This window comes from Xenorhabdus aichiensis (genome assembly GCF_028598775.1).
In the GTDB taxonomy this organism is placed as follows: domain Bacteria; phylum Pseudomonadota; class Gammaproteobacteria; order Enterobacterales; family Enterobacteriaceae; genus Xenorhabdus; species Xenorhabdus bovienii.
In genome coordinates this window covers 63,188-85,851 of sequence record NZ_JAQRFO010000016.1, presented here as the reverse complement: position 1 = coordinate 85,851, position 22,664 = coordinate 63,188, and the positions used below count along the sequence as shown (strand labels likewise).

13 protein-coding genes and 3 pseudogenes are annotated in these 22,664 nt (G+C 44.4%); 12 read left to right on the top strand and 4 right to left on the bottom strand.

Going from position 1 to position 22,664, the window contains the following annotated elements; translation table 11 throughout:
* Positions 1-17: 17 nt before the first annotated feature.
* Positions 18-1,178 (bottom strand): TerD family protein, encoded by a 1,161-nt coding sequence (locus PSI22_RS09390; protein ID WP_273579511.1) that lies wholly within the window; start codon positions 1,176-1,178, stop codon positions 18-20.
* Positions 1,178-1,765, bottom strand: a complete 588-nt coding sequence (locus tag PSI22_RS09385) for a TerD family protein (RefSeq protein WP_273579510.1) — start codon at positions 1,763-1,765, stop codon at positions 1,178-1,180. Before PSI22_RS09385 ends, PSI22_RS09390 begins: the two co-directional genes overlap by 1 nt.
* 437 nt (positions 1,766-2,202) lie before the next feature.
* On the opposite strand from PSI22_RS09385, the gene PSI22_RS09380 reads away from it, so the two are divergent.
* The 6 genes and pseudogenes from PSI22_RS09380 (at position 2,203) to PSI22_RS09360 (ending at position 6,726) form a co-directional block, all read left to right on the top strand.
* Positions 2,203-3,339: a phosphoribosyltransferase domain-containing protein gene (locus PSI22_RS09380; protein ID WP_370689017.1), complete on the top strand. Its 1,137-nt coding sequence runs from the start codon at positions 2,203-2,205 to the stop codon at positions 3,337-3,339.
* Entirely contained in the window at positions 3,332-4,126 is a 795-nt protein-coding gene (locus tag PSI22_RS09375) for an HAD family hydrolase (protein WP_273579508.1), read from the top strand. The genes PSI22_RS09380 and PSI22_RS09375 overlap by 8 nt, the downstream gene beginning before the upstream one ends.
* Positions 4,119-4,902 (top strand): annotated as a pseudogene (locus PSI22_RS09370) (cysteine protease StiP domain-containing protein); the annotation flags it as partial. The gene PSI22_RS09375 and the pseudogene PSI22_RS09370, both read left to right, overlap by 8 nt.
* Before the next feature lie 44 nt (positions 4,903-4,946).
* Positions 4,947-5,198: pseudogene (locus PSI22_RS21475) on the top strand (RNA-binding protein); the annotation flags it as partial.
* Positions 5,198-6,151, top strand: coding sequence for an HpcH/HpaI aldolase/citrate lyase family protein (locus PSI22_RS09365; RefSeq protein WP_273579506.1), 954 nt, complete (start codon positions 5,198-5,200; stop codon positions 6,149-6,151). The pseudogene PSI22_RS21475 and the gene PSI22_RS09365, both read left to right, overlap by 1 nt.
* 98 nt (positions 6,152-6,249) lie before the next feature.
* Entirely contained in the window at positions 6,250-6,726 is a 477-nt protein-coding gene (locus PSI22_RS09360) for a tellurium resistance protein TerW (protein WP_273579505.1), read from the top strand.
* Between the two features lie 74 nt (positions 6,727-6,800).
* On the opposite strand, the gene PSI22_RS09355 is transcribed toward PSI22_RS09360, so the two are convergent.
* A complete protein-coding gene (locus PSI22_RS09355; RefSeq protein WP_012988267.1) occupies positions 6,801-7,295 on the bottom strand; it encodes a TIGR00645 family protein in 495 nt (164 codons plus the stop codon).
* A gap of 254 nt (positions 7,296-7,549) precedes the next feature.
* A pseudogene (locus PSI22_RS09350) lies at positions 7,550-7,918 on the bottom strand (transposase); the annotation flags it as partial.
* A 471-nt stretch (positions 7,919-8,389) separates the two neighbouring features.
* Here PSI22_RS09350 and PSI22_RS21470 point away from each other — a divergent pair.
* From PSI22_RS21470 to PSI22_RS09320, 6 genes are all read left to right on the top strand, one after another.
* Entirely contained in the window at positions 8,390-8,584 is a 195-nt protein-coding gene (locus tag PSI22_RS21470; RefSeq protein ID WP_370689016.1) for a transposase, read from the top strand.
* Between the two features lie 157 nt (positions 8,585-8,741).
* Positions 8,742-9,590: a 3-hydroxyacyl-CoA dehydrogenase family protein gene (locus PSI22_RS09340; RefSeq protein ID WP_273579503.1), complete on the top strand. Its 849-nt coding sequence runs from the start codon at positions 8,742-8,744 to the stop codon at positions 9,588-9,590.
* 15 nt (positions 9,591-9,605) lie between these two features.
* Positions 9,606-10,664, top strand: coding sequence for an HAD-IIIC family phosphatase (locus PSI22_RS09335; protein ID WP_273579502.1), 1,059 nt, complete (start codon positions 9,606-9,608; stop codon positions 10,662-10,664).
* 12 nt (positions 10,665-10,676) lie between these two features.
* Positions 10,677-10,934 carry an acyl carrier protein gene (locus tag PSI22_RS09330; protein WP_038186223.1) on the top strand — a complete coding sequence of 86 codons (258 nt, stop codon included), beginning with the start codon at positions 10,677-10,679 and terminating at the stop codon, positions 10,932-10,934.
* Between the two features lie 10 nt (positions 10,935-10,944).
* Positions 10,945-12,093 carry an acyl-CoA dehydrogenase family protein gene (locus PSI22_RS09325; RefSeq protein ID WP_038197609.1) on the top strand — a complete coding sequence of 383 codons (1,149 nt, stop codon included), beginning with the start codon at positions 10,945-10,947 and terminating at the stop codon, positions 12,091-12,093.
* A gap of 183 nt (positions 12,094-12,276) precedes the next feature.
* Complete coding sequence (locus PSI22_RS09320; RefSeq protein ID WP_273579501.1) at positions 12,277-22,536, top strand: type I polyketide synthase; 10,260 nt, start codon at positions 12,277-12,279, stop codon at positions 22,534-22,536.
* Positions 22,537-22,664 lie beyond the last annotated feature (128 nt).

The window sequence follows — 22,664 nt, the reverse complement described above, 5'->3', positions numbered from 1 at the left end:
GTCTAAAATGTGAAGGATTATTTACCGCCTGCGACCCAGCGAAAGCCCCAACCGAATGCTTGGTCCATCTCCTTATGCCCGCTGAAGTACTGATTGATACGTTCTACTTTGATCGCACCGTTTTCATTAACAAGGCGGCCGATCGCGCACATACGTTTGTGGTTATTGCCTTCCGTCATGCGGGTTTCGATAGGAGCCTGGCCGCTGATATGGATTGTGACCACGCCGTCTGTATTGTCCCAACTGGGAACGCCTTCGTAGATCAAGGCATAAACCAACACTTCACTGATGTTTTTCCATTCGAGGCCATTAACGTGGAGCCATTCACCATCACTGACGGCGCCGGTTCGATCATCACCCTGCAATTTTACGTAGGGTTCCCGATGATAATCCCCAAAGCTTTTGCCTATTGCCTGAACGACATAACGTTCTCCGTCACGCAGCCGAATAAATGCGCCGAGATCCAGATCCACGCCTTTGTTTGAGCCGAATATACCCTGCAATACCCCTTTTTTTGCCGGGGAAGTAGTCTGATTCCAGTTCAAGTTGACGCGAATTTCACCGAAATTGTCACGTTTGCTCAGGCTAATCGCCGGTTTTTCTTTGGTGAGAGAAACCTTGCTCAAATTAACGCTATTTGATGCAGGAGCAGGCGGCGGCGCAGGCGTTTTGGCTGGCGCATCATCAACGATATTCACACCAAAATGCTCCGCCAGTGGTTTAAGGCCACCATTAAAACCCTGGGCAATAAAGCGGAATTTCCATTCACTGTTGCGGCGATACAACTCACCGAGGATCAGAGCGGATTCTGTCCGACCCTGAACGTCAACACTGCCTTGTAGAACCGTGCTTCCGTTTAGTTCTACCTGAATAGAAAGAGTCCGCAGGCTGGAAATGGTCTGGTTGCCGTCGCAGGTCGCCGTAAACGCCACTTTTTGGACATCTTGACGCAGGGCAGGCAAGTTAACAAAGAACGAAGTATTAACGTTGCCCCCTGCTAGACGGATGGTGTTGTCATCATTGACCGGCTGGCCGTAAAACACCATGTCGGGATCGCCCTGAACTTTGCCATCGGCATACAGGCAGAAGGCGGATACATCTACTGCCGTGCCTGAAAGGACTCTCACTGTGAGAGTCTGGTTGGATACGGGGGCATTTCCCCCCGGTGTCAGGTTCATCAGCGCACCACCGTCTCAACGATTTGGGGATACATATCGTCAATAGTACGCCCACGGCAAGCGGCACCATGTGCTGTGAAATCCCATTGACCCCCATTGCGGCGCAGGGAAGAGATGATAACGCCGGTATGGGCACCCTGCTCGTTTAGTTGGTAGCGAGCCAGCTCTTTGCCGCTTTGGTCAACGACACGGCAGAAGGCATTTTCAACATCATTGAAGGTTTGACCGCGGAAACTGTTCACGGTAAAGACGAGATATTCGATATTGGCAGGAAGATTGACCAGATCGACGCTGATGACTTCATCATCCCCGTCACCTTCACCCGTCCTGTTATCGCCACTGTGTGCCACGGAACCACATAGTGAGTCCAGTTGGCCGAACCACACCGTGTCGATAGTCTTGCCAGCGTTATCGAGCAGTATGCAGCTTGCATCCAGATCAATTTCGTCACTGCCACCGCCGAACATACGAGTCAGAAAGCCTTTGTTCTTGGATACGGGGTCCCACCCTAGGCCAAAATCAACTTTAGCCAGTGAGGAGCTCTGCTTGGTGAGCGAAACTGACTGATTTTTGCTTAACGAAACCATTAATAACACCTCTTTTTTTGTCGGTGAATCGTAGTAATTCTATTTATGAAAAAATCATAATATGACAGAAATGTGGCGAAATCCTGTCATATTATGATTCCCATAAACAGCATGTCTTGTGGTTAAGTCCATGATAGAAAACAATCTGATTTCTTTTTTTATGATTTCTTTTCCAAGACCAAAAGTCAAACAAATTTTGTGCTAAAAAATCATATTATGATTGACACGTACTTGCCCCCGGTTCTAGACTGCGGCGCATATTTCACCTGAGTTGGAAAGGATGTTGGACGTTACCATTTTGACTCGCGGCAATTTAGCAATGGTTTCCGCGTGAATGATGAAATTTGGTTTATGAACGGATTGTTATCGTCTTCCATCAGTCATCCCAGACTGGTTGAAATTTTTTAAAAGGCATCCCTATGACAGCATTTAATGATATTCAGAATGATCAAGGCCAGGTTTACAAACGGAAGTTGAACAGCGGGACGTTGACTGTGACGGTAGCCCGTGGCACAGCGTCTCTGGAAACCCTGTTTGATATTGCTGAACGCCGTAACCCCAAAAGGGCATTTTTATTTGTCAGCAAGGTATTGGGACGTCACATTCCGGTCAGTCCATCGATCATGCGCTCGGTTTATCGGCAGTTATCTGAACGGTTTCCGGCCCATCTTCCCGGCCCTGTGCTGTATATCGGTATGGCTGAAACGGCAGTTGGGCTGGCGGCAGGGGTTTTTCAACAAACCCGGGAAAAGGTTGAAGCTCCGATATTTCTGACGTCGACACGCCATCCCGTTGAGGGTGACTTGCTGTGTGAATTTAAGGAAAATCACAGTCATGCCACGGATCACCTGATTTACTGGCCGGCAGAAAACAGATTGCGTCAACGAGTGGTTGATGCTCGTACCCTTGTTCTGATCGATGATGAAGCGACCACGGGAAACACTTTCCTCAATCTACTTAATGCACTGCGTCATGCTGGCCTTAATCAGATTGAACATATCGTCACTGTGACGTTAACGGATTGGAGTGGTAAATCCGTTATAGAACGTTGTCCGCTGCCAGTTTCTACGGTTTCTCTGATCGAGGGAAACTGGCATTGGGATGCGGATATTTCCGCCCCGATCCCTGTCATGCCGCAAGTCAATGTCACGGCGCGGGGAGATGTCAGCATGATCGGTAAGCAGAGTTGGGGACGGCTCGGGTTGGATGACATTCAGTGTGATATCGGCACTGAAATTCATGCTATAGCGGGTGAAAAAGTGCTGGTGCTGGGGTCCAGTGAGTTTGTCTGGCAGCCATTCTTGCTGGCTGAACGGCTGGAGCAGGAAGGCGCACAGGTGAAGTTTGGTTCCACAACCCGCTCTCCCATTTCCTGCGGCCATGCCATTCAGTCAGTGATGTCTTTTACGGATAATTACGGCCTGGGAATACCGAATTTTCTCTACAATGTGGCGCACCAGCAATTTGATCGCATACTGCTCTGTCTTGAAACGCCTAAAACCGCCGTCGATCCGGCATTGATGGCGCAACTTGCCTGTGTTTCCCCGATTGTCGAGATCGTCTCCTATGATTAAGCCCGTTTTTTTGACTGATCTTGATGACACGCTATTTCAAACGCGTCGGAAGATAAAGCAAGCATTGGGTATTGAGTCTTGTCGTGTGGGAGCGTTGGATCGAGAACATTCTCCTTGCAGCTACATGACCAAAGAGCAGGCAATGATGATTGACTGGTTGCTGGCCTTTGCGGAGGTTATCCCCGTGACGGCCAGAAATACAGAGCAACTTAGCCGGGTACAAATCCCTTTCAATTCATGGCGGATTGTGACACATGGCGCGGTGATCTTGACGCCAGAAAGCGCGGTGGATCAGGAATGGCAGGCACATATTCTGGCAGAACTGATGCCTTATCGTGATCAATTTCGGGAACTGGAGCGCTTGAGTCATTGCGTGATCGCTTCTCATGGCATGGAAGCATGGGCGCGTATTGATTATGAATATGGCGATGTTCCCGTTTATCTGGTTATTAAGCACAGAGACTGTAATCGGCTGGAAGATCTTGATGTGCTTGCTGAAAATATAACTCAAGAAATGGCTGATAAGTTCGATTCTGGTGATTTTTATCTTCATCAAAATAGTAACAACCTGACTTTGCTGCCAAAGTGCATCGACAAGGGATTGGCAACCCGTCACCTTTTGACAAGGCTTCGTACTGAGAGAGGTGTTTTTCCTATTATTGGTCTGGGGGATAGCCTGAGTGACCACCGTTTCCTGAAACTGTGCGATTGGTTCGGTATGCCCCAGCATAGCCAGTTTGCTAACACCTTGATGACCTCTTTATTCGGAACTGTAACTAATGAATAGCTTTCCCTTTTTTTCTGGTTCATATGCGCCTGATGATGTCCAGTTTCTGCTAAAACCCGTTCAGATTGAGATGACCCCCGTTGATATCAAAGAACAGCTTATTCAGTCTGGCGCTCGTCATTATTCAGACATGCTGAGTCAGGAAACAGAGCCAACACCTTATCATCTTGATTTGTTTGGCAGGGCGCTTGAACAGGGCGCGGTTCGTTTGGCAACCGAAGTGGTGATACTCGCCAATACGTTGATATCACGCTTTGGTGATACGCCGATAGTGTTGGTGAGTCTGGTCAGGGCAGGGGTTCCTCTGGGGGTGATGTTGCACCAGACACTCAGAGAAATGGGCAAGCAATCTTATCATTATGGCATCAGTATCATACGGGATCGCGGGATCGACAGTACGGCGCTGTCGTATATTGAGCAGCGACATGGTACGGATGGGTTGGTGTTTGTGGATGGCTGGACAGGTAAAGGCGCAATTACGGCTGAGTTATCCCGTTCTCTGGCGAGTCGGCCTGGCTATGCGGGCATTCCCCGTCTGGTGGTGCTGGCCGATCCTTGTGGATGTTCATGGTTGGCGGCCAGTGACGATGATTGGCTCATTCCCTTTGGCATCATGGGAGCACCGGTATCGGGTCTGATATCACGTTCAATCTGGCGTGAAGAAGGGCTGCACGGCTGTGTGCAATGTGATCACCTGAGTGAGTTTGAATGCAGTCGTCTGCTGGTGGATACCGTTGCTGATTGTCGTGATCGCTTGGATCTGGATGCGATACCGGTGGTGGATTGGCAGCCGCAGGAAAAAATATCCTTGCTGGAATTGAGTAAAACTGTGATCTCAACTCTTGCCGAAATGTACCAGATCGACAGTATTAATCGCATTAAGCCGGGTATTGCAGAAGCAACCCGTGCGGTATTGCGGCGCGTTCCAGAACATGTACTGGTTCGATCTCAAGATGATCCTGATGTTGCCCTGCTGGTTCATTTGGCACGTCAGAAAAACGTCGTTATTACTGAAGTCGGCGACCTGATAGGACAATATCGCGCCGTGACGATCATTAAGAAGGTAGCTTGATGAAACAGATCCCTTCCCCGCATCAACTTGGTGCAACGCTGTATATCCCGGCCACTCGTCAAGGTATTGCAGAAATTGTGCTGCACAATAAAATTCCCGGTCTGCGTTCTCTGGTGATCTGCCTGGAGGATGCCGTCAGTGATCAGGATATTCCCGCCGCTATTGAAAATCTTGGCGGTGTACTGCAATCACTGGCGGAAGCTGATATATCTTCTTCCTATACAGAACGTCATCACCCTCTGATCTTTATCCGCCCCCGTAATGAAGAGATGGGACGTTATCTGGTAGACAACGTTAACCTCAGCGCCGTTGATGGGCTGGTTCTGCCGAAATTTACCCGCGCTTCATTAGCTGACTGGTGGGATATTGTGGGTTCGACCCATCTCAGCATGATGCCAACACTGGAGACCGAAGAGGTCTTTGATGCCCAGCAGATGAATCAGCTTGCGGACAGTCTCAAAGCCCATCCTTGTTATAAGCGGATTATCGCCCTGCGCATTGGCGGTAATGATCTGATGAATGTGATATCCCTGCGGCGTTCGCGTGACTTCACCTTATATGAGGGGCCGATGGGATATGTGATAAAAATGCTGGTGACTGTGTTTGCTGCGCGGGGTTTTTCCCTGACTGCCCCTGTTTGCGAGCATATCGATGATTTGCGGCTGCTTGAGAAAGAACTGGTATTGGATATTGCTCATGGTCTTGTGGGGAAAACGGCCATCCACCCGGGGCAGATTGAATATATTCAGCGGGCGTTGATGGTCAATGGGCATGATTATGCGGATGCTCTGCGTATCCTCAATTCCAGTCAGGCCGTATTCAAGTCTCAGGGGACGATGTGTGAGCCTGCTACCCATCGACGTTGGGCTGTGAATATCCTCGACCGGGCGAAATACTATGGCATTGCGCCTGAATTCAATGAAGAAACCTGTAAAACTTTTAATTTGTTTTGATATTGATTTACCTGTGGTAGGAGCTATGCTGGACGCTATGCCCATGATTAATATTAGGGATTTTTTGTTTAGTTATCCCTGACTTGGTAATTTAAACGATGTTACTTAGCCCCAAGCAATTTAGAAATTTCAGGTTGATCTTATTACTCTCGCATGAGAAACCCGTTAGCAAAGTGAGAATGATTCGAGAGCTGAATTGTTCAGAACCGACACTGACCCGCGCATTGAGGGAACTACGCGATCTCTATTGTGCTGATATCCGGTTCAGCAAAATAGGGAATACCTATCAATTGGTCGATAAAGGCACACTGACTAAAAAGGATGTACGCAGAATTGAAGAGTTGCTCATCCAAAATAATAGTCTCAAGGCTGAAGAAGCTATCAGCCATGTTTTCCTTGATAAGGAGAAGAAGAAGCCTGTTTCTCTCTCCTTGAGGATGTCCGTCATTCGAAAAATTGACGGGCTGGCCAATCGACTTGAGACAACCCGAAGTGATGTGGTCGAAATGGTGGTGGACAGGTTTATGGAGACGCTACAGAAAGAGGCCATGGACGTGAGTTCGCAGAAGAGATGAATCATCTTTATGCCAGTTGACTGTGATCAACTGGCATCAGAGGAATGAAATGAGGTATCTGATTGAAGGGGCGTTTAGTGCTTGTGGCGGGTAAGCTTATCAAGATAGCCCATCACAAATGCGGACATCACAAAAGTCAGATGGATAATGACATACCACATCAGTTTATTGTCTGGAATATTTTTGGCATCCATAAAGATACGCAGCAAGTGAATGGATGAGATAGCAACAATTGAGGCCGCTACTTTATTTTTGAGAGAAGTGGCATCCATTTTCCCCAGCCAGCTCAATTTCTCCTTGTGTTCGTAGATATCCAGAGTTGAAACAAAGTTTTCATAACCAGAAAACATGACCATCACCAGCAGCCCACCAACCAACGCCATATCAATCAGAGAAAGTAGTGTCAGGATCAGGTCGGATTCAGCAATGGAAAAGATATGCGGCAGGATATGAATAATTTCCTGAAAGAACTTAACGGCAAGGGCAAGCAGTGCCAGTGACAAACCAAAATAAACGGGGGCAAGTAGCCAGCGAGAGGCATACATTATGTTTTCGAGAAAGCGTTCCATGGTGTTTTTGTTTGTTAAAAAAGGGACGATAGTATAGATCAAGAATATGACAGCTACGAAATACATATCGCGGTTATCTGGATTCCACCTGCTGTACAGGTGGTTTTTTTATTATTTAAAGAGCTATGAAGAGAGTGCTTTACCGCGAAGAAGGGAAAGATGGCATTAGTAACCCGTAGTTACGTTACGGTTATGACCATATCCCAGGCAGTAGGGCGCTGGAAACGGTTTAGACTTTATCTGGCAATTTTCTATTTTTTCGACCTCGCAGGGAGCGTTTTGGGGAGGTAGTTATCCAGACCCAGTTTTGTCAAATCAATATCACCGATTTTTTCACGGGTAAGCAGTCCGTTTTGCCAGAAGCGCTCAAATACTCCCGTCGCCAGCCATTCCTGAAAACGACGATGAGCACTACTCGAAGAACAGATACCTGTCGCATTCAGAGCATTCCACGGACATTCCGTTCGTAACACATAAAAGATGGCATTCATGGCTGCCCAGTTATCCACTCGATGGCGATGACACCCTAAGGGATGGTGAGTTTTAGGCACGGGTAGTAAGGGTTCCATTTTTTGCCACAGTTCATCAGAAATGAGCCATTGTGTTGTTGTCTTCTTGTTCATTAATTCATCGCCATTATAAAAACATAGACCTTAATATTTATTAATAATACCTATCGGGATGGGTTTAAATGTCAACACATCTTTAGTAATCGGTGACCATTTTTTTACCTAATACGCAAATCATAAAACATATTGATATTAAAGTTGTTTTTGTAAAATTAGCGTGATAAAAATCGCATTATTATTAACGTGATGTAGCTTATAGTCGCGATAATTATTAACTTGTTTATGATTTTACATGCATTTTTATAGGCCGTTAGAACTAACAAAAGCAAGTACAGCATGGAGCTAGATCAGGTATTAAGGCCCTTACTTAAGGGCGGTAGCGTTTTTAGAGGAAAAGTTTGGAGATTGAACAGACATCCAGAAAAAGGATTGAGTGTGGGTTCGAACGTCAACAATCTCGTTCTCTAATGTAAAGCGACAGAACAAAATCTGTTCATTGATCTAGCGATTACGACTGTTTTGATAGTGAAGAAAGTACTCCACTTTCTTTTACACGCATTAAGAGGCTTCATCCATTCCATCCTTCATCTGATGTACATTCTGCTTCGTTGCCCTAATGACTCCGGTATTAACAAGCGAACTAAAACCGTTAATATAGCGATTAAAATACTTACTTTTTCCCCAATCAAAAAACTTAGCCATTGGTGCTCCTCCCCGTAGTCGCGTGACGTGATGGGAAAAGAGGTATTTTCGTCATTTATCTATGGCTTGACTGAAGTTGTCAGACTCGAATGAGTATTGGAAGAAGCAGTTAGGATACTTAATAATTTAATTTTTTCTAAATCCTGATTTAAATAATTTTAAAAGGAGATATAAATTGAAAATATCAATTATTGGTGCAGGCGTGATGGGATTAGATACTGCGATGGTATGCGCAGCCTATGATCATGATGTATTACTGATAGATAAAGATCCTCATGTATTAGAAAACATTGCATCGCGCATTTCCAGTGAATTCCGTTTATACCGTATGCTCGAACCCACATTAAAATCTGTTGACATCTCAAAGCTAAAGGAACGAATTCGTATTACTCAGTGCTATGAAGAGATAGAAGGCAGTGATTGGGTCATCGAGAATGTTAAAGAGGACTGGTCTGCTAAGCAGAGCGTTTATGAAAAATTAACCCCTTATTTAAACGCAAAAACTTATGTGGCAGCGAACACTAGCTGTATATCAATTACTAAAATCGCTGCAAGTCTTCCATTTCCTCAACAAGTTATTGGTTTGCATTTCATGAACCCAGTGCTGATAAAGAAATGTGTAGAAGTCATCAAAGGCTTCCACACATCTGAACAGACACTCGATTCTGCAAAACAGTTTTTAGCTAGCCTCAAAAAGAATGCTGTGGTGGTTGAGGATTTCCCTGGGTTTGTCTCCAACCGGCTATCTCATTTATTCATGAATGAAGCGGCTTTTCTCGTGCAGGATGGTGTAGCGACTCCCCAAGACATTGATCGAATTTTTAAAGATGGCTATGGTCATTCAATGGGGCCACTGGAAACCGCAGATTTGATCGGGCTAGACACCGTCGTTAATTCATTACATGTACTTTATGAAAGCTACCAAGATCCAAAATATCGCTGCTGCCCTCTTTTAAAGAAAATGGTTGAAGCCGGCAATCTCGGCAGAAAAAACGGTAAAGGTTTCTTCAATTACAAAAATTAGAACTGCGAGTTATTTATGGACGATTTAATAGAAAAAATAGAACTCAATAAAAAGCCAGTCAAATGTGTCATCTGGGATTTAGATAATACAATATGGACGGGTATCCTATCAGAACAAGATGATCTGAAGTTAAAAAATGGGATAGAACAGTTAATCGACCAATTAGATAAAATGGGAATTTTACAATCTATTGCGAGTAGGAATGATGCCAGCGACGCACTAGATATGTTGAAAAAATTCAATTTAGAACAGTATTTCGTTTACCCTCAAATTAACTGGGGCCCTAAATCTTCATCAATTGAAAAAATTCAGAAGAATCTGAATATTTCCGCCGATACATTTATTTTCGTTGATGATCAGATTTTAGAAAGAGATGAGGTTAATTCAAAGTTCCCTGAAGTTACCTGCATTGACGCTTTAGAATACGAATCAATATTAAGTTTACCGCGTATTGCTAATATGGAGGTATCAGACGATGCCAAATTAAGAAGGCAACGTTATCAAGACGATATACTCCGTAAAGAAGAAGAAGAGACATTTGTCGGTGCTTCTGAAGAATTTCTCAGCCAACTTGATATGAAATTCTATATTTCCAAAGCCGAGCCCGAAGATCTGCTCAGAGCAGAGGAACTCACTCAGCGTACGAATCAACTTAATTCTACCGGTATAACCTATAGCCGCGAGCAATTGAGTCAACTCATGAACTCGGAAGAATATGCGCTTTTCGTGTTTGAATTGGTCGATAAATATGGTTCTTATGGGAAAATAGGTTTGGCTTTAGTCCACTATAAAGATAATACCGACTATATCAAACTCCTGTTGATGTCTTGTAGAACACTTTCGCGAGGGGTGGGTAGTATCGCGTTAACTTTTATTATGCAACAGGCGAAAGAACGCGGCCGTAAATTGCATGCTGAGTTTAAACGGACTCCGCGCAACCGCCAGATGTTTGTCACTTACCAATTTTCAGGATTTAAAGAAATAGAGAAGCATCCTGACGATACTATTATATTTTATAATGATCTGGAGCAAGTTCCTGATTTACCACACTATGTTGATGTCATTATAAAGTAATTGGAGATAACAATGAAAGATTCAGACGTAATATCTAAAGAAATTCGTGAATTTATTGAAAATAATATGACAGTGTTTGATGATGACATTGAATTGTTAGATGACACGAATATATTTGAAAATGGTTTGGTAAACTCGCTTTTTTCCATGCGTTTACTTTGTTTTATTGAAGATAAATTTTCCATCTCAATTCCAGATGAATATATAGAACGGGAAAATTTTGTTTCTATAAATAAAATGCTGGAATTAGTTAATAAAGTAAGAGGATGAGATTTACGATATGGAATATGATATTCACCCTTTAGTCGGAATAGCCAAGAAATTTTCAGATGAAGTACTGCGACCATCAGCAGGTTTATTTGACGAGCAAGGCGAAGTACCGCGGGAAATCATGCGTGAGATGGCCGATCTGGGTTTGCTCGGTTCTATCCTCCCTAAAGAATACGGTGGACAAGGAATAGATCCTCTCTCTTATGGTTATTTAACAGAAGAGATAGGGAAAGGATGTAACTCGACTCGTGCTCTATTGACTGTTCACACCAGTCTGGTCGGCGAAACGCTGGTAAAACTGGGGACACAAGAGCAAAAAGAGAAATACTTACCCGCAATGGCAAAAGGTGAAAAAATCGCTTGTTTTGCTTTATCGGAGCCAGAAGCGGGCACAGATGCCAATGCAATTAGCACCATGTACGAACCAACTGAAAATGGGTTTGTCATTAATGGCCATAAAAAATGGATCACCTATTCAGGCGTTGCTGATTTATTCCTGGTATTTGCGAAGCACGATGAAAAAGTCAGTGCTTTTATCGTTGAGATGGGAACTCAAGGACTAACGCGTAAGCCAATGCGTGGTTTGATGGCAAGCCGGGGAGCTCATTTGTCCGAGCTGCATTTTGATAACGTAGAAGTGCCAAAGGACAGTTTGATTGGCCGTGAGGGCACGGGATTTAGCTTCGTAGCGAACGCTGCACTGTTTTATGGCCGCTATAGCATTGCCTGGGCTGGTGTGGCTATCGCGCATGCGGCGCTGGAAGAAATGGTTACTTATGCCCGAAAAAGAGAGCAATTTGGCAAAAAAATTGGCCAGCATCAATTAATTCAAGGACTGATCGCGGACTCAACAACGGCATTTTATGCAGCCAAATCGGCTTGCGAAAAAATTGGTTATCTGAGGAATCAAGGTGATCATAATTCGCTTATGGAAATTAACATAGCGAAATATTATAGCTCATCGGTTGCGATGTTGGTTGCAAATAACGCGGTTCAGGTTCTTGGCGGAAATGGAATATCTAATCGCTTCCCGGTTGAAAGATTATATCGCGAAGCAAAAGTATTAGAAATTATCGAAGGAACCAACCAAATTCAACAAATACTCATATCACAACATGCTTTGAGAAAATTTTTCCGCAAAGACTCTATCGTTGCATAGAAATAAGAGAACAGCGCGGATACTGAGAGATTCATGTACCGTTCTGTAAGAGGCTATGGGGAAGGTTCCCATGGCCTACTCACCATAAACTTCACTGTAAAATACAAGGCACTTGGTAATTACGCTATAGGGATTATTAATTTTAATATTTCGCTACTTACTGACTATAATTAAAGGTTAAATATGGGAAATAATTTTACTGGGCTTGAGGTTGCCATCATTGGAATGGCAGGTCAGTTTCCTGGTGCTGACAATATTCGTGACTATTGGGAAATGCTCCGAGATGGAAAAGAGGGTGTTAGCAGATTCACTAATGAAATACTAAAAAACAATGGCGTATCAGAAGAATATTATTTAAATAAAAATTACATTCCAGCTAAGGGCGTCATTAATAAGCCATTTCATTTTGCCGCAGATTATTTCGGTATAAATCATTCTGACGCCAAGAAAACAGATCCACAAATCCGTTTAATGATAGAGAGCTGTTGGCAAGCGCTAAAGCACGCAAATATTGATACTGAGACTTACCCCGGGCAAATTGGCGTGTATGCTGGAGCAAGTAGTCAGTGGTCATGGTTTAAAGCATTAAACACGGAATTTAATTCCTCAGCAGAGCAGTTTCACGTTGCAACGCTAAATGATCTTTCTTTTTGTACTCGGATTTCCTATCTGCTTAATTTACGTGGACCGTCTATAACGATCCAAACGGCGTGTTCTACCTCTTTAGTTGCGGTACATACAGCATGCCAGGCACTTCAAGCGGGTGAATGTGATGTTGCATTAGCTGGTGGTGTCAGCATAACCCATCCCCATAAAAGTGGTTATTTGTACCAAGAGGGCATGATTAATAGCCCGGATGGTAAAACAAGAGTATTCGATGCCAATGCATGCGGCACCGTCTTCAGCAATGGTGTGGGTGTTGTCGTGCTTAAAAGGCTGAGTGATGCCATTGAAGATAACGACAAAATTTACGCCGTTATTAAAGGCAGTGCTGTCAACAACGATGGTAGTGATAAAATAAGCTTTACTGCACCGAGCGTTTTAGGGCAACAAAATGTTATTCGATCCGCACTCGATTTTGCTGAGATTACGCCTGATCAAATAAGTTATATCGAAGCACACGGCACGGGAACTTTACTTGGCGATCCCATTGAAATTTCCGCACTTAACGCGGTCTTTAAAGATATCCAATCTTGTGCTATCGGCTCTGTAAAATCGAATGTGGGTCACTGTGATGCGGCGGCAGGGATTTTATCACTGATAAAATCAGCGCTTTGCGTTTACTTTAAAACCTTGGTGCCTTCGATTCATTTTGAAAAGGCGAATCCAAAATTAGAACTGGAAAACACGCCATTTTATGTCAACACAGAGACTAAACCTTGGCACAGCAGTGATAACGAGCTGATATGCGCCGGTGTCAGTGCATTTGGCGTCGGAGGAACCAATGCGCACGTTGTTTTGCAAGAGTTTCCAATGCGCACTGAAACGGTTTCGGTCGAGGATTTAGCATACGAAGAACTCCCCAATAGAATTGAGTTTAAACCTGCAATAGCCGCTGAAACCACAGACGTTTTACATTCAGAAGTAGAAAGTGACAGTGTGTTGGTTGAAAATGAAATTGATATTGAAGATTTACCGCAGAATTTATTAAATATTTTTCAGGAATATTTCTCCAATCAAAATATCTCACAAACTGATAACTTTTTCGATATTGGCGCAAGTTCATTAGATATTATCCAATTACACGAAAAAATTAATAACACTTATTCGGTAGATTTATCTATCAGCGATTTTTATCGTTACACCAATTGCCAGAAGATGACTGAAAAATTACTCGGTATGATCGGTAATAAGTCGGAAAGGCAGCTAAAAAAATCGAAAGTGACTAAAAAGCGCAAGGTACTGAATAACAAAAACAGGACTTATCAAGATTATCCAGAGCATGCCATCGCGGTAGTCGGTATGAGTGGGCGCTTTCCGGGAAGTAAAAATATACAAGAATATTGGAATAACCTGCTACAGGGTAAAGAAGGTATTTCCTTTTTTACTGACGATGAATTGATTGATGCCGGAATCTCTGCTCACACGTTAAAGGCGAAAAACTATATTAAGGCAAAGGGAATTGTTGCAGATTCACTGAGTTTTGATCCGACAGCGTTCGGCTATACTGCCCGTGAGTCACAATATATGGATCCTCAGTTTCGCTTGCTCCATGAAGTGACATGGCAAGTGCTGGATGATGCCGGATACGGAAACCCAAAATATCGCCCGGTTACCGGCCTGTTTGCCTCTTCAGGTTCAAATCATGCATGGTTAGATTTACTAAAAGAAGAGATACAGGACACCACCGAGCAATTTGGCGTTGCACTATTAAATGATCGCGAATTCCTCACCACGAGAATCGCCTATAAGTTAAATCTCACGGGGCCGGCTGTCACGGTTCAAAGTGCTTGTTCGAGTTCGGCACTTGCCATCACTCTTGCCTGTCAAAGTTTACAGATAAATCAATGTGATTTAGCCTTGGCTGGCGGTGTTTCTGTCGTGACACCGATAAAAAGTGGTTATACCTATGCTAAGGGCATGGTGAATAGTGCAGACGGCCATTGCCGACCCTTCACCCAAGATGCCAGTGGAACCGTTTTCAGCGATGGTATCGGCATGGTCGCGTTAAAAAGGCTGGATGATGCAATTAGAGATAATGATCATATCTATGGCGTCATTGCGGGTTATGGCGTCAATAATGATGGCCATGAAAAAGCTGGATTCACAGCACCTAACGCAGACGGCCAGGCGGCCTGTGTTAAACAATCACTAAAAATGGCAGCAATTCAGGCGAGTGACGTTGAATACCTGGAGGCACACGGTACAGCAACACGGGTTGGCGATGAAGTTGAGCTGGAAGGCATCAAAGACGCCTTAGGTGTCACGGAAATCAATGCCAGAGATTGTTTTATCGGCAGCGTGAAATCCAATATTGGTCATACGAATACGGCATCGGGTGTCGCGAGTTTTATTAAAACACTGCTCGCGTTGAAACATCAAAAGATACCGCCATTGTGTCATAGCACCGAAAACAAACATGCGTCTCTCGAAAACACGCGCTTTCGCTTAATCGATGTTGCCAGCGATTGGGTAAGCAATGGCCGTGTCAGAACAGCGGGCGTTAGCTCGTTTGGTATCGGTGGAACAAATGTTCACATCACGGTGCAGTCAATTGAAGAGCAACCCGCCAGCAGTCAGTGTCAAGCTGAACTGATTACATTGTCGAGTAAGAGCCGCGAAGGTTTGGTTAAGACCATGGCGAGACTAGGCGACTTCTTAGACGAAGAGCAGCACTCGTATTCTCTGAGTGATATTGCCTACACACTTCAGGTTGGCAGAGGTGACTATGACTACCGAACTTCACTTGTCGTAGAGGATGTCGAAGCCCTAAAAGATGCGCTGCATAGCCTCAAAGATTCGAACACATTCCCGGAAGCGCTGCCAGATCAAACATCGGGTATCGTATTCATGTTCCCCGGTCAAGGTTCTCAATATGTCAATATGGCAAAAGATTTATACCAAGAGCTAGAGATCTTTAAGACCCTCCTTGATGAATGTCACGAACGACTGAGCAGTCAATTTAGTATCGATCTCATTGGGTTACTTTATGCTGGGGACAGTGAAGAGGATTCTGAAAAACTCCAGAATACGCAGATTACCCAACCCGTTATTTTCGCCATTTCCTATTCATTAGCCAAGACTCTTGAATTATTGGGGATCGAAGCTAAGGCAATGATTGGCCACAGCATCGGTGAATATGTGGCGGCGACAATGGCCGGCGTCATGACATTAGATGAGGCGCTTAAGCTTGTTGCTACCCGCGGCATTATCATGCAGGAATGTGAGCCTGGCGTGATGCTAAGTGTTGCTGCGGGTAGAGATGATATTGAACCGTTTTTGACGGATAAAGTGGCGTTAGCGACCGTGAATTCACCGAGTTCCTGTGTCATAGCAGGTTCACAAGCTGATATTGAGAAGGTGCAACAGCGTTTAGTTGACAAAAACTTCCGTACTCGACTTTTGAAGACGTCCCATGCATTCCATACCCCAATGATGAAGCCTGGGGTGAAAAAATTCAAAGCCGCTTTGGCTGAGGTCAATTGGCAGAAACCGACTAAAGCCTATATCTCTAACGTAACGGGCCAGTGGATTACGCCAAGCCAGGCAAACTCAGTGGATTATTGGGTTGAACACTTGTGTCAGGTCGTCGAGTTTCACGCAGGCATCATGACCTGTCTGGAAAAGCCGGGGCTCAATGTATTTTTAGAAGTCGGCCCGGGAAGAACGTTATCAACGTTTGTCAAACAGATTGCGGCAAGCGATGCCAATATCTCGACATTCAATGTGATGCGACATCCTTTGGAAGCGGAAAATGATAGAAATTATTTGCTGAAATTGGTTGGGCAACTTTGGATGAGAGGCAGTTCCGTTAATTGGCCATTACTCTATCAAAACACCCATCCGAAACGGATCAGCTTACCCGGATATCAATTCGTTGGTGAAAGCATGGCGATGGGTGCCTCCGTTTTAGCTGCAAAGGGTAGTGAAAAAGCGTCAGAAACGAAAATCCAAAAGAATCAAATCTCGGAGTGGCTATATACGGAAGCATGGGAAGATATTTCCTTGCCGGATGAAGCGACCCGGTCGGATATCAGAGTCGCATTGTGTTTTGTTCCCGATAAAACGTGGTGTCAACCGCTGTGCAAGAGTCTGAAACTAGACGAAAAATCAATAAAATTTGTGCTACCCGCCGATGCTTATACATCTGCTGAGAATGTCATCACGCTTGTTCCGGGAGATAAGAGACATTTCGGCAAACTGATTGATGAATTGAAGCAAAACGCACTTTTGCCTGATTCAATTATATTTGCCTGGCCTCTGTCTGGACAGAGTGATCTAGAAACATCGTGGTTTTCTGTTATCACACTCATACAATCTTGGACAACGTCAGGAAGTATGACGGATTTCCGCTTATTGCTGGCAAACACGAGACAACCTGAACATACTATGCTCAATGGGCTTGTTAAGGTCATCACGCAAGAAGTCAGCAAATGCCACCCTCGGCTAGTCCAAATCTCTCCTTTAGAATCCATTGAAAAACAATGTGAAATACTCACTGAAGAGCTGTTAGCGACTGATGAGCGTTTTATTGTCAATAGAACGCAAACGGGTCGCTCGACGCTGGCATATCACAAACTGAAAGCCGGTTTATTAAAAGAGAACACGCTGCTCAAAAATGAAGGCGTGTATCTGATCACCGGTGGACTGGGTGATTTAGGTTTACTGTTTGCGGAATATCTGATTAAGGAATACGGTGCGAAGGTTATATTATCTGGTCGACGGGCACTTCCGGGTAAACATGAATGGAAGCACTTAGTCTCTATCGATCATCCAGAAGCGGAAATTCTGCAACGCCTTGATGAACTCTCAGAGCTAGGTAAAGGGGAGGTGGCCTACTATTCTTCAAATGTGAGTGATAAGCATGAAATGCAGGTTTTATTAGAGGCGATTGAAGAACAGTATGGTTGTTTGCACGGCATTATCTGTGCAGCCGGGGTGACCCGTGGCAACTCTTTCCAAGGGATCAACAAACTAACGCTAGAAGATTGCACCCCTCAGATTGAGACTAAAGTTGAGGCTTATAAGATTTTAGCTGAACTGACAGAAAACAAACCCTTAGATTTTTGTCTACTCTGCTCCTCAATTGCCTCAGTACTCGGAGGATTGAGCTTCTCAGCCTATAGCTCGGTCAGTTCGTTTGCCGACACTTTTGCAAAGCAACAAAATAGTCAGGGCAAGCCTTGGATCAGCGTCAACTGGGACGGGTGGGTGTTCGAACGCAATGACTCAGGAGATCCAATCGGTTCATCTCTTGACCAGCTTTTAATCGAGCCTGATGAAGGTCTGAAAATCCTGGAGTGTGCTTTACAGTCTCCTCTGAGAGGCCAGCTTATTATTTCTACAGGGGATTTAGATAAACGATTTGAGCAATGGGTTGGCGGGCATTTAAAACCGTTCAAACTCAATGAATTTAATCATTCTCAAAGAGCCGTCGTCTCAAAAGAGCAAATAGTCGGTACCATCGTCTCTGTTTGGCAGGACTTTTTAAAGGTCACAAATATTAGCCGTGACGATAACTTCTTTGAGCTGGGTGCAAACTCCCTGGATATGGTTCAGGTCAACAAGCGACTGACAGATGCTCTGGATATGGATTTTTCAGTTGTCGATATGTTTAGCTATCCGACCTCTGAATTGCTTGCTGACTTTATCGTGAACCAGTATGGGATCACCCATGATACTGGCGAGCAGGCAGAACATTCAGACACCTTAAATCAGCACCGAGACGAGTCAGCACAACTTGACCAGTCCAGTACCCCGATTGACAGACAAATTGCTATCGTAGGTTTAGCCGGCACTTTTCCGGGTGCAGAGAACATTCATGAGTTTTGGGAGAATCTGACGTTTGGCAAGGAGTCAGTCACCACTTTCAGTAAGGAAGAATTAAGTGAGGAAGGGATTGATTCAGGCTTGCTGGAAAATCCTAACTATATCCGTGCTAAAGGTGTCTTCCCAAATGCAGGTGAATTTGATGCTGAATTCTTTGGCTATACCCCTTATGAAGCCCGCCAGATGGACCCACAAGTCAGAGCTTTACATACTTGTTGCTGGCAAGCATTGCAGGATGCCAGGATAGCAACGAAAGACAACCGCGCAAAAATTGGACTGTATGCCTCAGCATCAGGAAATTTGCAATGGTTGGCACAAGCGATGGCTACAGCGGAAGGGAGTGCGGGTCAATACAGCGCGATGACCGTCGCGGACAAAGATTATATGTCAACCATCGTGTCATATAAACTGAATCTCACTGGGCCCAGCATGGTGCTTTCAACGGCATGCTCATCCTCGCTGGTGGCGGTCAATGAAGCGGTTAAGTCATTGCGCGCAGGTGAATGCGATATTGCGTTAGCTGGCGGTGTTTCTATCACTTTGCCAATCAAGGCAGGGTATGTCTTTGAAGAGGGCATGATTCATTCAAAAGATGGAAAATGTCGCGCCTTTGATATTCAGGCCAGTGGCACGGTATTTGGTGATGGCGTCGGTATCGTAGTCCTGAAACCTTTAAAACAGGCGTTAGCCGACAACGACAACATTTACGCCACGATAATCGGAACGGCGATTAATAACGATGGCGGAATGAAAGTGGGTTATACCGCACCGAGCACCAAGGGGCAGGTCGAAGTCATTCAATCCGCACTACGTGACGCGAATGTTATGGCAGAAAGCATTAATTTTGTCGAAGCACATGGTACGGGAACAACGTTAGGTGATCCCATCGAGTTTAACGCCCTGAAACAGGCTTTTTCGACAGACAAAAAGAACTATTGCAGAATCGGCAGTGTGAAGTCGAACATTGGGCACCTCAATTCCGCGGCGGGGATCGCAGGCCTGATTAAAGCCACATTGGCCGTCAAAAACAGAATTTTACCCCCTACGCTACATTATGCCCGGCCTAATAAAGAAATTGATGTCGCAAACAGCCCGTTTATCGTCAACAATCAATATACTGAACTCAACGCCACGAGAAACCCGATCCGGGCAGGTGTTAGCTCCTTTGGGATTGGCGGCACGAATGTTCACGTTGTGCTTGAAGAAGCCCAAATCAACAAAGATAAGTCATTCAATAAAAAGGTCGATAACCGACTGCCCATCGTGCTATCGGCTCCCGATGACAAATCCTTGCAATGTTACAAGCAACAACTAAAAACTTTTGTCGAGAACAACCAACAGCAAATGAGTGTGAGTGATATCGCTTACAGTCTGATGCAAAGAGAGCCTATGGCATCTCAGTTTGTGGCTTCTGTATGTGACTATGACGCATTGATCAAGGCGTTATCTTCAAGCGAGAAAGATAACGTTAAGGTGAAACTCGGTACGACGAAAAGAAAAGTCGTATTTTTGTTCCCGGGACAAGGGGCACAATACGTCACGATGGGGCATGAGCTATACCACAGCAATGGGTTGTTCAAGGAATGGTGCGATAAAGGATTTACCCTTGCTGATAAATACTGCTCAATCGATTTGAAATCTCTGTTTCATAGCCGGGATGAAGATCGCAACCTGTACAATACCGAGTTTGCTCAACCATTACTCTTTATTATCGAGTATGCGCTGGCACAGGTACTCAAATCCTACGGTGTTACACCGGACGCAATGATAGGCCATAGCCTGGGTGAATACGTTGCAGCCGCTCTGGCAGAAGTGTTCTCTTTCGAAGACGCCATCAAAATGATCTGTGCGCGTGGCAAACTCATGCAATCCACAGACGATGCGGTCATGCTTTCTGTCATGTCTTCTTCAGAGAGTGTTAAAGAAATACTGACAGGCAGCCTTGAAATTGCTCTGGATAACAGCAGTGATCTCTGTGTCGTCGCGGGTTCTGATAGTGATATATCGAGTTTTGAAAGCGATTGTGAAGCGAAGTCGATCAAGACAAAACGCCTGAGAGTCAATAAAGCCTTCCATACCCGCTATATGGAACCTGTCTTAGGCGATTATGCCGGCATTATCAGAGAAATAGCCTTTAACAAACCGCAAATTGCTTTCATTTCAAACGTGACGGGCAAATGGGCAGAGGCAGACAACGTGGTCGAATATGACTATTGGGTGAACCATATTCGCCAGCCTGTCCGCTTCAGGGAATCGATTACTGAAGTGCTAAAAGAAGGCAATTGTTTGTTTATCGAGGTTGGCCCTGGGCATGGACTTTCTACCTTGGCTGAAAACCACTCAGACTATCATGCTAATCATATCTGCATTTCCTGTTTCGATCGCAAAAATGAAGAAATCAACAAACACAGTGAACTGGTACAAAAATTAGGGAAAATGGCTCTGCTTAAAATTGATGTAAACTGGCATGCCGAAATGGCAGATTTGCAACCCAGTTTAGTTCATCTCCCGCCAACCCCCCTACGGGGCACAAAATATCCGACGGATATTAAAAGGTTACAGGCGCTATTCTCAGGTAATAAAAATCTTGGATATCAAGCCGATAAGCCCGAAGAGCAGGTTAGCCAGTCTAAAGCAGGCGGCAACCAACATCCAAAGGCAAAGCGTAGCGTGATTGATGAGTTAAGTGCGATTTGGAAACTTATCCTTGGGGTAGACACCATTAAAGAGGATGATGATTTTATTTCTATCGGCGGCTCGTCACTTTCAGCGGTACAAGTGATTGCTAAGGCAAAATCTGTCAACCTGCCGATCAACATGAGCATGTTGCTATCGGGGCAAACGCTGGCTCAGATCAGTGCATCGTTACAGAGTGACGATGAAACGACGCATAAGGGCTGGCAGTTCAATGAACATTTTTCGCCTGAAATGTACCCTGGCTCTGCCAGTTGCCTCTATTCGGCTGTCCGGGAAAAGCTGAAACATGAACATGGCCTGACCTCTGATGATGCCATCATGCAGGTTGTAGACGGAAGCCCGCTGCTCGGTATCGCGATACAACAGTTCGAAAATGAAACTAAAATCGTTAGCAAGCCTGTCAACTACGGCACCCTGTTAGGTTGGCCTTCGCTGCAAGGATGCTATTCCTTCTCTTACGATAAACAGTTTTTCGACGATTTTGAGGCGTATCGCCACTATTGCGAAAGTGAGCTAGCGCTGGGTCGTTTAGTGATTGTAACTGGTAGCGATTATTACTTACCCTTTTCACCGTCATATGGCTTACCGGAATCAGAATACATCAAGAGACCTTTGTTCGAGAATATTGAATTGGGTGACGATGACATTATCCCGCATGCTTTCGTGCTCGTTGGAAAGACACCGTCTGGATATCAGATATACGATGGCAGTTTTCAATATTTTGGTGAAATCACGGAGCAGGAATTTGAAAAAACCGTCATAGGGTTTAAAGGGCTCGACTTCATGCAGTCACATGAAGTTTATAACAAGTCTCGATCCTTCATGGTCATTACAGTGACCTGTGATGGAAAATTCCATAAAGATAATGATCTGGAAGAACAGACTTTAAATCGACTGGTAACTGATTTCCAAACAGAGCAGGTAATAGAAGGTGATGAAAGTCACTTATCTTACTACGTAGGATTAACGGCGTTAGATAAGCTCATTGAAAACCCCGGGCTGATAGCAAGTAGCTCGAATTTTGACTTAGAAGAGATTTTTTCTCGTTGGTATCAGCAGATGCTTTTATTGAGAAAATTTTTAAAAATTTCTAAGCCAGAAGTTTCAACTGAATGTGATCATGCATTTTCTATAATCAGCGAAAAATTGGAAAAATTGGTTGCCTGTTGCAAAAACAGCAGTGACGATAAAACGATAATAGACAGTCTATTATTAGTTAAATCTAATCTCAGCGACGTTATCAAAAACCTATCTTAATTAAATCACCCCATGCTAAGAACGGTCATATACCTGACCGTTCTTAGCATCTTTCAATTCGAGTTAAAACTCCACAAATATTATTTATGAATAATTTGTATACCAATACCAAAATTTAAACTGGGCTT

Excerpts from the sequence above, each read along its gene's own strand:
- PSI22_RS09330 (WP_038186223.1), top strand. The coding sequence starts at position 10,677 with ATGAAAGATTCAGACGTAATATCTAAAGAAATTCGTGAATTTATTGAA.
- PSI22_RS09320 (WP_273579501.1), top strand. The coding sequence starts at position 12,277 with ATGGGAAATAATTTTACTGGGCTTGAGGTTGCCATCATTGGAATGGCA.
- PSI22_RS09385 (WP_273579510.1), bottom strand. The coding sequence starts at position 1,765 with ATGGTTTCGTTAAGCAAAAATCAGTCAGTTTCGCTCACCAAGCAGAGC.
- PSI22_RS09375 (WP_273579508.1), top strand. The coding sequence starts at position 3,332 with ATGATTAAGCCCGTTTTTTTGACTGATCTTGATGACACGCTATTTCAA.
- PSI22_RS09355 (WP_012988267.1), bottom strand. The coding sequence starts at position 7,295 with ATGGAACGCTTTCTCGAAAACATAATGTATGCCTCTCGCTGGCTACTT.
- PSI22_RS09360 (WP_273579505.1), top strand. The coding sequence starts at position 6,250 with ATGTTACTTAGCCCCAAGCAATTTAGAAATTTCAGGTTGATCTTATTA.
- PSI22_RS09365 (WP_273579506.1), top strand. The coding sequence starts at position 5,198 with ATGAAACAGATCCCTTCCCCGCATCAACTTGGTGCAACGCTGTATATC.
- PSI22_RS09390 (WP_273579511.1), bottom strand. The coding sequence starts at position 1,178 with ATGAACCTGACACCGGGGGGAAATGCCCCCGTATCCAACCAGACTCTC.
- PSI22_RS09325 (WP_038197609.1), top strand. The coding sequence starts at position 10,945 with ATGGAATATGATATTCACCCTTTAGTCGGAATAGCCAAGAAATTTTCA.
- PSI22_RS09335 (WP_273579502.1), top strand. The coding sequence starts at position 9,606 with ATGGACGATTTAATAGAAAAAATAGAACTCAATAAAAAGCCAGTCAAA.